10 protein-coding genes are annotated in these 11,995 nt (G+C 65.6%); 6 read left to right on the forward strand and 4 right to left on the reverse strand.

Annotated elements, in window-relative coordinates; genetic code table 11:
* The first annotated feature begins 17 nt into the window (after nt 1-17).
* From MUN46_RS06380 to aroD, 5 genes are all read left to right on the forward strand, one after another.
* Nucleotides 18-557: a DsbE family thiol:disulfide interchange protein gene (locus tag MUN46_RS06380; protein WP_237979165.1), complete on the forward strand. Its 540-nt coding sequence runs from the start codon at nt 18-20 to the stop codon at nt 555-557.
* Complete coding sequence (locus MUN46_RS06385) at nt 554-1,156, forward strand: cytochrome c-type biogenesis protein (RefSeq protein ID WP_243376210.1); 603 nt, start codon at nt 554-556, stop codon at nt 1,154-1,156. Before MUN46_RS06380 ends, MUN46_RS06385 begins: the two co-directional genes overlap by 4 nt.
* Nucleotides 1,156-2,430, forward strand: a complete 1,275-nt coding sequence (gene ccmI / locus MUN46_RS06390) for a c-type cytochrome biogenesis protein CcmI (RefSeq protein WP_243376209.1) — start codon at nt 1,156-1,158, stop codon at nt 2,428-2,430. Before MUN46_RS06385 ends, ccmI begins: the two co-directional genes overlap by 1 nt.
* Nucleotides 2,431-2,565: 135 nt before the next feature.
* Nucleotides 2,566-3,306, forward strand: a complete 741-nt coding sequence (locus MUN46_RS06395; protein ID WP_243376208.1) for a gamma-glutamyl-gamma-aminobutyrate hydrolase family protein — start codon at nt 2,566-2,568, stop codon at nt 3,304-3,306.
* Between the two features lie 47 nt (nt 3,307-3,353).
* A complete protein-coding gene (gene aroD, locus MUN46_RS06400) occupies nt 3,354-4,145 on the forward strand; it encodes a type I 3-dehydroquinate dehydratase (RefSeq protein WP_243376207.1) in 792 nt (263 codons plus the stop codon).
* A 117-nt stretch (nt 4,146-4,262) separates the two neighbouring features.
* On the opposite strand, the gene MUN46_RS06405 is transcribed toward aroD, so the two are convergent.
* From MUN46_RS06405 to MUN46_RS06420, 4 genes are read right to left on the reverse strand one after another with little or no spacing between them, the layout of a single operon-like run.
* Nucleotides 4,263-4,976 carry an ankyrin repeat domain-containing protein gene (locus tag MUN46_RS06405; protein ID WP_243376206.1) on the reverse strand — a complete coding sequence of 238 codons (714 nt, stop codon included), beginning with the start codon at nt 4,974-4,976 and terminating at the stop codon, nt 4,263-4,265.
* Nucleotides 4,977-5,005: 29 nt separating this feature from the next.
* Nucleotides 5,006-5,815 carry a TatD family hydrolase gene (locus tag MUN46_RS06410; protein WP_243376205.1) on the reverse strand — a complete coding sequence of 270 codons (810 nt, stop codon included), beginning with the start codon at nt 5,813-5,815 and terminating at the stop codon, nt 5,006-5,008.
* Between the two features lie 3 nt (nt 5,816-5,818).
* Entirely contained in the window at nt 5,819-7,681 is a 1,863-nt protein-coding gene (locus MUN46_RS06415; protein ID WP_243376204.1) for an AMP-dependent synthetase/ligase, read from the reverse strand.
* 2 nt (nt 7,682-7,683) lie between these two features.
* Complete coding sequence (locus MUN46_RS06420; RefSeq protein WP_243376203.1) at nt 7,684-9,534, reverse strand: AMP-dependent synthetase/ligase; 1,851 nt, start codon at nt 9,532-9,534, stop codon at nt 7,684-7,686.
* Nucleotides 9,535-9,799: 265 nt separating this feature from the next.
* On the opposite strand from MUN46_RS06420, the gene MUN46_RS06425 reads away from it, so the two are divergent.
* Nucleotides 9,800-11,569, forward strand: a complete 1,770-nt coding sequence (locus MUN46_RS06425) for an IS1634 family transposase (protein WP_285230573.1) — start codon at nt 9,800-9,802, stop codon at nt 11,567-11,569.
* Nucleotides 11,570-11,995 lie beyond the last annotated feature (426 nt).

Raw genomic sequence — 11,995 nt, forward strand, 5'->3', positions numbered from 1 at the left:
AATCAGGACGCATAAAGATGAAAAAACTCAAGTATCTGCTTCCGCTTGTTCTTTTCGTGGTGCTCGCGGGCTTTCTGGTGAAGGGCCTTTACCTCGATCCCCACGAGGTGCCTTCGCCCCTGATCGGCAAGCCTGCCCCCGCCTTCGAGCTGCAGGACCTCTACCACATGGAGCGCAAGGTCTCCAGCAGCGAGCTGAAGGGCCGGGTGTGGCTGCTCAACGTCTGGGCCTCCTGGTGCGAGAGCTGCCGCGAGGAGCATCCCTACATCATGAACCTGCGCCGCTCCGGGGAACTGAAGAGCGTCGTCGTGGGACTGCAGTACAAGGACAAGGCGGCCCCGGGGCTCGCCTTCCTCTCGCAGTTCGGCAACCCCTATGACTACGTGCTGCGCGACCCCGAGGGCAAGCTTGGAATCGACTACGGCGTCTACGGCGTGCCGGAGACCTTCATCGTGGACAAGAAGGGCGTGATCCGCCACAAGGTGATCGGGCCCATGATGGAGAAGGCCTGGAAGACGGACGTGAAGCCCCTGCTCGAAAAACTGGAGGCGGAATGATGACGAATAAATTGAAGCTGGCGGCCGCGGCGGCTGCGGGCGCCCTCCTTCTCGCGGCGGCTGCGGCCGGCGCGCAGACCGCGCCTTCGGCCGCGGCCCCGGCGGGTTCCTCTGCCGCGGCGGCCTCCGCGGCGGCTTCCGCTGCCGCCCCGGCTGCGGGCCGCGAGGCGGCCTCCGACGAGTTCGATCCGGCAAAGAACAAGCGGCTGCTGAAGATCTCGGAAAACCTCCGCTGCCTCGTCTGCCAGAACCAGACGATCGCGGACTCGAACGCGGACCTTGCGATCGACCTGCGCCGCCAGGTGCGCGACCAGATCGCGCAGGGGCGCACCGACGAGGAGATCATCCGCTACATGACGGACCGCTACGGGGACTTCGTGCTCTACAAGCCCCCGTTCAAGGCGACGACCGCGCTGCTCTGGCTCGGGCCCGCGGCGCTGCTCGTGCTCGTGCTCGCCTGGTACGTCGTCACGGTGCGCCGCAGGAGAAAGGGCGGGGGCCAGAGGCCCGCGCCCTTGACCGATGAGCAGCGCAGAGAGGCGCTGCGGCTTTTGAACGGCGGCTCGGACGAAGGCCGCGGCGGAAAGGGAGATGCGTGATGGCAGCCTTCATCATTACCGCGGTGATTCTCACCGCCCTGGTCCTGCTGCTGCTTTTCTGGGGAGCGAGAGGCGGCTCCGCCCGCACGGGCGATGACGGCCGCGTGAAGACGAACCTCGAGGCGCTGCAGGGCGAATACGCCGCCCTGGAGAAAAACCGCAGCGAGGGGCGCCTGAGCCAGGCCGAGTACGAGGAGGTCCGCACCGAGCTCGAGCGGCGCGTGCTCGAGGAGACGAAGCCCGACGCGGGCCTTGAGAAGGCCGACCGCAGGCAGCGCCTCGGCACCTTCCTCTTCATCGCGCTTTTTGTCCCGATCGCCGCCGGTGTGATCTACTGGCGCTTCGGCACCTGGGACGCCTTCAACCCCGAGGTGGCCCAGGCGCAGAGCAGCTCGGGCGGCCACTCGATGGCTGAGCTCGACGCCCAGCTCGCGCACCTCGAGCAGAACCTGAAGGACAATCCCTCGGACGTGAACGGCTGGATGCTCTACGCCCGCACGAACGATGCGCTCAAGCGCTTCGACAAGGCCTCGGCGGCCTACGAGAAGCTCGCCTCGCTGCTTCAGGGCAGCGCCCGCGCCCAGGTGCTCGCCGACTGGGCGGACTGCCTTGCCGCGCAGACCGGGAACCTCTCGGGGCGGCCCGAGGCGCTGGTCGATGAGGCGCTGAAGATCGAGCCCTCGCTCTGGAAGGCCCTCGCCCTCAAGGGCACGGCGCTTTACAACCGGGGCGAATACCGGCAGGCGGCCTCCGTCTGGGAGCGGATCCTGCGCACGCAGGAGCCCGGCAGCGAGGACTGGAGCAACACCATCGCCATGGTGAACGACGCCCGCGCAAAGGCCGGGATGCCGCAGCTCACCGAGACCGCCCAGGTGAAGCGCCTCGAGGAGCGCCCGAGCGGCAGGGCCGCCTCGCCCGCCGCGGCGGCGAAGCTCTCCGGCACAGTGACGATTTCCCCCGACCTGAAGTCGAAGCTCAGCGGCGACGAGACCGTCTTTGTCTTCGCACGCCCCGTCGAGGGCTCGAAGATGCCGGTCGCGGTGACGCAGCTGAAGGCCTCGCAGCTTCCCGCGTCCTTCACCATCGACTCCTCGATGCGGCTGCCGGGCGGCATGGGCGGGCTTGAATCCCTCAGCCGCGTGGTGGTGGGCGCGAGGGTCTCGAAGACCGGCAACCTGATGCCGCAGCCAGGCGACCTCGAGGGCTACACGCCCGCGGTCTCGGTCGGGAGCTCGAACCTGGTGGTGAAAATCACCTCCGAGGTCACGCGCTGAAAGGCCGGGGCTAGGGAAAGCCCGCCTTCCGTGAGGCGCGGCTGAAGGCGGTGAAAGGCGCCCTCCGGGGCGCCTTTCGCTTTAAGATGGCAGAGGCGCCTTTTGCCTTAAACGAAAAGAAGAGAGGAACAAAGAGTGACGAAGCGCAGGCCCCGCATAGCTGTCACCGCCACCGCCGGCGAAGTCCCGCAGATGCCCGCGATGACGGCCTACAATGAATCCGACGGGCTTCTCGAGGCGATTGAGTCGCTCGGAGGCGTGCCGGTTATTTTCGCCGAGACCGAGCGGGTGCCCCCCGAAGCCTACGCGCAGCTTTTCGACGGCTTCATCGCGCCGGGTGGCTGCGACGTGGCGCCGCATTTCTACGGCGAGGAGCCCCGGAGCGGGCTCGGGCGGACGACTCCGGTGCGCGATGCCTTTGAAATCGGGATCATCCGTGCGGCGCGGTCGCAGGCTCTGCCCGTTTTCGGCATCTGCCGCGGCCTGCAGGTGATCAATGTCGCCCTGGGCGGCACGCTCTACCAGGACATCCCCACGGAGCTGCCGGGCTCCTTCGTCCAGCACAGCCAGAAGGCCGCGCCGGACCGGCCCGTGCACCATGTCTGCATTGAGCCGGGGAGCCGCCTTGCGGCGATTTTCGGGAAAGAGGCCTTTGTGAATTCGCGCCACCATCAGGCGGTGAAGGATCCCGCTCCGTCGCTTGCGGTCGCGGCGCGCGCGAAAGACGGCGTGGTCGAGGCGCTCGAAAGCGCGGACGGCCTCGTCTCGGCCGTGCAGTGGCACCCGGAGGATCTCTGGCAGAGGGATCCGGCGCAGAGGCGCCTCTTTGAGGTTTTCATGGATCTCGCCGCGGCCGCCGCCGCGAGGCGCGCCTGAGCGGCGCAAAAGCAGAGGCGACGCCGGTCGACAGGGAGGAAAGGGCAATGAGCGACAGTGAAAAGGGCATCTACCGCGTGCCGGGCAAGGGCTATGTGATCGGAGCCGGCCGTCCCGGCATCCTCGTCTCCGCCTCCGGCGACACGCCCGGCGCGATGCTCGAGTCGGTCTCGAGCCTGAGCGCCCGCCCCGAGGTCGCAGGCATCGAGCTGCGGCTCGACCGGCTGGACTGCGGCCGCAACAGCGACGAGATCCTTGAGCTTGCCGATCTTGTGAACATCGCCTGGGCCCGCGCGGGCGCAAAGCTCCTCATCGTCACCGTCCGCTCGAAGGGCGAAGGCGGCGAGGCCTCCTTTTCAGGCCCGGAGTACGAGCGGCTCGTGGGCAGCCTCGCCCGCAGCGCGCGCGCCGACCTGATCGATGTCGAGCTCTGCTGGGGCGAGGGGATCGTGAGCCGCCTCGTGCAGGCCGCGCACCTGAGCGGCGCGGGCGTGATCGTGAGCCGGCACGATTTCGAGAAGACTCCGGAGCTCGAGGCGATGCTCTCGGTGCTGCGGCGCGAAGCCATGCTCGGAGCCGATGTCGCGAAGATCGCCGTGATGCCGAAGAGCGCGGAAGATGTCGCGCGGCTGCTGCTCGCGACCGCGCGGGCCCGCGCGGAGCTGTCCTGCCCGCTCATTACGATGGCGATGGGAGCCCTCGGTGCCGTGTCGCGCGTCGCGGGTGAAGTCTTCGGCTCGGCGCTCACCTTCGCCCGGGTCGGGGGCGGCTCGGCCCCGGGGCAGCTCGAGGCCGGGGAGGCCGACGCCGTGATGCGGGCGCTGTCGCTGCGGCGCTGAAGGCGCAGGGCCGGTGGATTTCAGTTCCGGATCCGGCCTCAGGCTTATGAAAAAACGGATCCCGCGCATGGTCCACGCGGAATCCGTTTTTTTATGGCCGGAACGAAGGGCCGGCTTTTACTTCGCGCACTTGCTGGTGGCGAGCAGGTCAATCAGCTTCGTGTCGAGCGTGGTCGTGTTCGCCTTCACCATGTCGGCGGGGCTCTGGCCGCGGTCGTTGCAGAGGTCCTTGCGGGCGCCCGCCTTGAGCAGCCTCTCGATGCAGGCGCGGTTGGCGATCCGCGCGGCCATGAACAGCGGGGTCACGCCGGACTTGGTGCGGACGTTCGGGTTGGCGCCCTTCTTGAGAAAGAGATCCACGAGCTCGGGCGAGCCCGCGGCCGCCGCATAGTGCAGCGGCGACCAGCCCGAGGAGCGGTCGACGATCGCGCCCTTCGCGAGCAGCTCGTTCACGAGCGTGCGGTTCTTCTTATAGGCCGCCACCATCAGGGCGGATTCCCCGGAGGCGTTCGCCTTGTCGACGTCGATGCCCTTCGCCTTAAGCAGCAGCGGGATCACCCGGTCGTTGTCGGCGCGGATCGCGTAGACGAGGGCGGGGTCGCCGTTGGGCATCTTGACGTTGGGGTTGTAGCCCTGGTCGAGCATCTTCTTCACGACATCGGCGCGGTTGTTCTTCACCGCTCCGGTGAAGTTCGCATAGGCCTCCTCGGCGCCTGCCTGGGCGGCCTGAGCGGCAGCGGCGGGCAGGGCCGTGAGGGCCGCGGCCGGCGCAAGCGCCGCCGCAGCGGCCGCCAGAGCTGAAAACAAAGAGGTTTTGACAAATTTCTTCATGCTGGTTCCTGAAAAACACGCGCCAGGCCTCACGCGGGCCCGCCCTGCTGCTGCGGGGAGGCGCCGCCGGGGAGGCGGAAAAACTTTATTGCGTTCTGCGTGGTGGCGGACGCCGCCTCTTCGACGGTGCAGCCATGCAGTTCTGCTATTTTAGCCACTGTGAAGGAGACGAACGACGGTTCATTGCGCCGGCCGCGCCTGGGGACGGGGGCGAGGTAGGGGCAGTCGGTCTCGGCAAGGATCCGCTCGAGGGGCACCGCCCGGCAGGACTCCTGGATCAGGGTGGAGCGCCTGAAAGTGACGTTGCCGTTGATGCCCACCATGCCGCCCGCGTCGAGCACCCGCCGCGCGACCTCAGGGCTTGAGGAAAAGCAGTGCAGCACGAAGCCCGTCTCGCCGGCGTTCTCCGCCCGGAGAATGTCGGCGGCCTCAGCCTCGGCCTCCCGGGCGTGCACGATGAGGGGCTTGCCCAGGCGCCGTGCGGCCTCGATGTGCCGCACGAAGCGTTCGACCTGCCAGTCCCGCGGGGGCTCGCACCAGTGGAAGTCAAGCCCGGTCTCGCCTACGGCGACAAAGTCCTTCGTGCTGTTCGCGCGGACGATCGCCTCCACGTCCGGCTCGGGCTCCGTGTCGCGGTACTCGGGATGGTAGGCCCAGGCGCCCCAGAGGTAGCCCGGGTTCGCGGCCACGAGCGAGCGAAGCGGCTCGAGCTCGCGCGTTTCGCAGCCGATCACCACCGCGCCGCACAGCCCCGCCTCCTTCATGCGGGCGATCACCTCTGCGCGGTCCTGGTCGAATTCCGGCGCGTTGATGTGGCAGTGGGAGTCAAAGAGGAGCATCGCTCAGGCCGGGCTGTTCTGATAGAGCCGCTCGATCTCGCCGAGGAAGCGGCTTGTGATCTGCTGGCGGCGCAGCTTCATCGTGGAGGTGGTGAGGCCGTTCTCCGGCGTCCAGTGCTCGGAGAGCAGCATCACCGCGCGCGGCACCCCGTACTGCGGGAAATGCTTCGTGCGGGCCCGGATCCGCAGGATCGCCGCGCGCCTCGCCTTCGGGTGCCTGAGTGTCGCGGGGTCGGCCGGATCAAGCCCGAGACCGCGGCAGAACTGCCCCCACTGCTCGGGGTTCACCACGACGAGGGCCGAGATGAAGGGGCGGCCTTCGCCCACCACGAGGACCTGCTCGAAGAGGGGATCGCCCTGGATCGCGTACTCGAGGTCGACCGGCGGGATCTTCTCGCCCGTCGAGGTGACGATGATCTCCTTGATGCGGCCCTTGATGCGGATGCGGCCCCCGTCGGAGAGGTCGGCCTGGTCGCCGGTCTTCAGGAATCCGTCCTCGGTGAAGGCCCCGCGGGTCGCCTCCGGGCGGTTCCAGTAGCCGTCCATGAGCTGGGCGCCGCGCACGAGCAGCTCGTCGTTATCGCCGAGCTTCGCTTCGATCCCGGGCATCGGCCGGCCGACGGTGGCGGGGTGGTTCCCCGGGGTCTCGGAGACCGAGATCACGGGCGCGGACTCGGTGAGCCCGTAGCCCTGCCGCAGGTTGATGTCCATCGCGCAGAAGAACTTCGCCACCGAGTAGTTGAGCGCGGCCCCGCCGCAGATCAGCTCCCGGATGCGGCCGCCGAAGATCGCCCGCACGCGCCCGGCCACCTTCTCGTCGAGCTGCGGCCACACCGCCTCGTCGAGTTCCTCGCGGGCCGTGTGCTCGACGGGCAGGTCGTTGATGCGGCAGAAGCGCCTCCAGCCGGCCTCCTGCGCCCAGGCGAGCGTCTTGAGAGCCGCCTCGCCCCCCGCGGAGGCGTCGTTGAGGAACTTCGTGTGGATTTTCTCAAGCACCCGCGGCACGGTGTTCATGTGCGTGGGGCGGGTGTGCTGCATGTCCTCGAGCAGCGTGCCCACCGAGCGCGCGATCGCGAGGCATGCGCCGTTGGCGATCGAGTAGTAGTAGGCCACGGTCCGCTCGAAGGCGTGCGAGAGCGGAAGATAGGAGAAATAGGTGTCCTTCGAGGTGAGCGGGAAGACGTGCGACATCTGCTCGAGGTTCGCGATGATCGCGCGGTGCGAGAGCATGACGCCCTTGGGCCGCCCGGTGGTCCCGGAGGTGTAGACAAGCGCGGCGAGGTCCTGGGGGCCCGGGCGGTTTTCGGGCCGCAGCCCGGCCGCCTCGCCCGCGGCGAGGAAGTCCTCGAGCGAGAGCACCCGCTCGTGGTACGGTGCGTCCTTTTCGCTGGGGGCGTCCGAGACCAGCACGACCGTTTCGAGCGCGTCGAGCCCGTGCTCCGGGGCGGCGTCGCGGATCGCGTGCCAGCGCGCCTCTGAGGCCGACATCAGGGCCCGCGCGCCGCTGTCCTGCAGCACGAAGGCGCAGGCCGCCGGCGTGTCGATCGCATGCATGGGCACGGGCACGAGGCCGTTCGCGAGCAGCGCCTGGTCCGTGAGGATCGCCTCGGGTCCGTTCGTAAGGAGCACCGCGACGCGGTCCCCGCGCCGCAGACCGAGGGCGGAGAAGGCCTTCTGCCAGCGCCGCACGAGGCCGAGCGCTTCCTTCCAGGAGATCCTGCGCCAGCTCTCGGAGCGGCGGTCGAACCACTCGTAGGCCCGGCCGTCAGGCCAGAGCCGGGCGGCCCGCTCAAGCAGAACGGGCAGCACCCGGCAGCCTTCCGGGTACTCCACAGGCCTCATATCCAAACGGTTGCTGTATGTCATGTTCACTCGCGGGAGCCGTAAAGCTCTTCAATATCCTTGTTGAGGCGCTGCAGGATCACGCGGCGCTTGAGCTTGAGTGTGGGGGTGAGCGCCCCGTTGTCGATCGTCCAGGGCGACAGGGTCAGAAGCACGTCGCGGGGGATCCCGTAGTTCGGGAAGCTGCGGGTGGCGGCCTTCACCAGATGCACGACCGCCTGCCGCACGGGCCGGGCCCGGAGCGTGGCGGGATCCGCAGGGTCGACGCCGAGCTTCGCGCAGAGCGCCTCCCAGGCCTGCCTGTTGGGCACGATGATGGCCGCGATGTAGGGACGGTCGTCGCCGATCACCATCACCTGGTCGACGAAGGGGTCGACTTCGATCGCCTGCTCGAGGTCCGCGGGCGGCACCTTCTCGCCGGTCGACGTGACGATGATCTCCTTGATGCGGCCCTTGATGCTGATCTGTCCGTCCTCGTAGATTTCCGCGACGTCGCCCGTGTGCAGCCAGCCCTCGGAGTCGATCGCCTCGTCGGTCGCCTTCTGGTTGTGCCAGTAGCCCTTCATGATCGAGGGGCCGCGCACGAGCAGCTCGTCGTCCTCGCCCAGCTTCACCTCGAGGTTCGGCAGGGCCGGGCCCACCGTGGTCGGGTGGATCGCGCCTTTTTTGTGCACCGTGATGATCGGGGAGGCCTCGGTCATGCCGTAGCCCTGGACGATGGTGACCCCGAGGCCGAGCAGGCACCGCGCAACCACCGGGTTGAGCGCGGCGCCGCCGGACACGAAGACGTTGATGTGGCTGTGCTCGCCGAAGGCCGAGCGCACCTTGGCGCCGACCAGCCGGTCAAGCGGGCCGGCCACGATCGGGTCGAGGAACGAGAGCCGGCCGGGCGCGGCCGGCAGCCCGTTTTCGCGGCAGAAGCGCCGCCAGCCCACGTCCACGGCCCAGTTGAAGAGCGCCTGCGCGGCCTTGGGCTGCCGGCGCACCTCCTGCATGATCTTCGCGTAGATCTGCTCGTAGACCCGCGGAACCGCCATCATCACGTTGGGCGCCGCGTACTTGAGATCCTTGGCGAGGGTGGCGATCGAGCGGTAGAAGATGATCGGGTTGCCCATGCCCATGCCCACGTAGTAGGTCGTCGTGCGCTCGAAGGTGTGCGACAGGGGCAGGAACGAGAACCAGCGGTCGGTGGGCTCGGGCTGCAGGTGCTTGAGCACGGCCCGCACGTTGCTCAGGATGTTGCGGTGGGTGAGCATCACGCCCTTGGGGCGCCCGGTGGTGCCGGAGGTGTAGACGATCGCCCCGAGGTCCGTGTCCTTCGGCCCGGGGGGCAGCGGCGTGCCGCGCCCGCGCTCGAGGAAGGTCTCGAGCGGGATCACCTCGATGCGGTCGGCGGGGTCGGCGGGAACCTCGTCGTCGGTGATCACGACGAGCTTCAGATCGGGCAGCTCCACGCCGCAGTCGCGGATGCCCTTCCACTTGAGGTATTTGTTCGTGACAAGGACGCGGCAGCCGGAGTCCTGCAGGATGTAGGCCGAGGAGCCCGGGGTGTCGATCGCGTGCAGCGGCACCGGCACGAAGGCGTCGGAGAGCACGCCCTGGTCAAAGCAGATCGCGTCCACGCAGTTCGGCATCAGCATCGCGCAGCGGTCGCCGCGCTCGAGCCCCGCTGCGGCGAAGGCCTCGCGCCAGCGCTGCACCCGCTCGTTCATTTGCTCGTAGTTGAGGCTCACCCAGCGCTTTTCGCGGCTGCTGTACTCCCTGAAGGCTTCGAGCCGGGCGTGGCAGGGGATGTGCTGCGTGAGCAGCTCGGGGAGCGTCTGCACCAGTTCTAGGCTTCTCAGGCGCGCTTCGATAGTGTCAGATGGCTGGTCCAATTTCTTATCCTTTTTTTAATGTCCGGCCTGTCCCAGGCCGCCCTGATCCGGACGGCGGATTGACCGGGCTTGAAGGCATTTTGACATGATTTCGGCGAAGCTGGGGGAACGGAAACTCCCGCGATCCTAGCTCCAGAAGGGGTTGACGCAGGACAAACTCAGGCCAAATTAATTTCAAATATCCCGGAAATTCAATGATTTGAATTTGCCGGGGTATTTATTTTATGGTATCATAGTCTATAATTAATAAAAACATGCTATCGCCATGGATTCTTCTGAAAACGCCTCCGGCAAAATGAACTTTTCCACTTACACGGACAAACAGGGAAGGACCTATGTCTACACCTACCGCAACAAGTGGGATCCAAAGAAACATCAGTCGCGCATTGCGGAGCGGCATCATGTCGGCAGGCTGGATCCGCAGACCCGCCAAGTCCGTGTGGGAAAAGCCTTTCTTGCCCTTCATCCGGAATACGCTGGCAGGGACTGGTACTGGGCTGGAAACTCACTGGTCAGCGCACAGGACGTCGGAGAAGCGGAGCCGCAGGAACCGGCTTCCGATGAAGGCTGGGAGCAGAACGAGACCGTTTCCATGGGCTGCACCTGGGCGGCCCGGGAATACTGCATTCTCCACGGCATCAGGGATGACCTGAAGTCCGTGTTTGGCGCGGATCTTGCTGAAAAGCTCATGGATCTGGCCATCTTCCAGTTCGACGCCGGCCAGGCCATGATGCTCTACAGCGACTGGCTCTCAGGGGTTTATCTGCCGGGGGCCCGGCCTTTGTCCAGCCAGAGAATTTCCGAAGTTCTGGAACAGGTGGACCGCGACAAGCTCAAGGCCTATTTCAAGCTCCGCTTCAAACGCTCTGCCGAGGAAGCCCGGCAGCGCAGCGCCCTGATCAAAGCCTCGCTCAAGCCCGGCAGCTATGTCCCGCCGCAAATGCTGGCCCTGGACAGCACGAGCATCTCCACCTACTCCGAGACGATCAGAGACGCCGCCTACGGTCATGCCAAACAGAACCCGGAACTCAGGCAGGTCAATCTCGCCTTCGTCTGCGACTACGTCACCGGAGAGGCAGTCTTCGCCCACATTTACGAGGGGTCCATCAATGACGCGGCCTCTTTCCGTGAAATCCTTTTTCAGATGCGGGACGAAGGCATTGAACTGGACAAGATGCTCCTTGTCACGGACCGCGGCTACAGCAGCATCATGAACACCCAGAAATCCCTGGAGCTGAACCTGCGGTTCGTCCAGGGCGTGCGGGTCGTCGAGGACTCGGTCAAACGAAAGTTTGACAAACACAGGAAGGATTTTGAAAAACCTGCCTGCCAGTCCGGTCTGCTGGAGGTTGCCGCCGTCACCGCGCCTGACGCCGAATGGCGCTCCAACCGCCAGGACGTCAAGGTTGCCCTCCATCTCTACAGAAACAACATCCGGGCAGCAAAGGAATCTTTTGACCTGCTCAAGGCCATCGAGAAAGCCTTGAAAAAGAAGAATGAAAGGCGTTCTGTCGACAGCCAGGCCTGGCAGGACGTTAAAAATTTTCTGACCTGCACAAAGGATGACTCAGGACGTCCGGTATGGAAGCCTGACTACGAAGCAATCGAAAAGGAAACGCGCTATTACGGCTGCTTTGTCATCCGCACCAATGAGATTGCGGATCCTTTCGCCGCTTTGGAAATTTATCGGGAAAGGAATGTGGTCGAGCAGTCCTTTGACCAGTTTAAAAACGAAATCCACGGCGACAGGATCCGCTCGACGGACAGCACCTACATCGGCCGGCTGTTCATTTACATCCTCGCGCAGACCCTCAGGACCAGGATGTCCTTCAGTGCTAGGGCTCAGACTCAAAGCAATTCTGATCTGAAGCTCCCGGGCAATTCCCTGACCCTCGCACTGGCCAAACTCAGGAACGTCCAGGCCACCAAGCTGAAGACTCACAACAAATGGGTCAGCCAGCAGTTAGCAAAAAAGCATCGTGATTTGTTCACGATGCTTGGTCTGCCCGTTCCTCCCAGGGTTCTTAAAGACTAGAAACCCCGGGAGTTCAGGGGGGAAGAGGATAACGCAACGGCCGCGGCCGGGGGCGGGCGGCCCGCGCAGGGAGCAAAAAAAATGGCCCAAGCCTGAAAAAGGCTTGAGCCTGCAAAAGCATGATCACTTTTGTCTGGCGAAACCGCCAGCCCCTCGAAAGGGATCACGCAGGGAGAAACTCTCAACTGGCCGGCTCCGGAGGCGTTTCCGCACTCCCTGCCGGACGCCTGAAAGTTTAGCCTTGCCTAGATAAAATCAAATAGGTAAAAACACCTACCTTTCATTCCGCAGGGCGCAGGCTGCCCGAATGTAGGTGTTTTCCCTGATGCCTCGGGCACAAATTGTGGGTGCAGAGCGCCCGGAGAGCCTTTATCCGGCCCAAAAATTGGGGTCTGCCTCACCGGGCCGCACCAACGGCGGCGCAGT

Source organism: Mesosutterella faecium, assembly GCF_022809315.2.
Taxonomy (GTDB): domain Bacteria; phylum Pseudomonadota; class Gammaproteobacteria; order Burkholderiales; family Burkholderiaceae_F; genus Mesosutterella; species Mesosutterella faecium.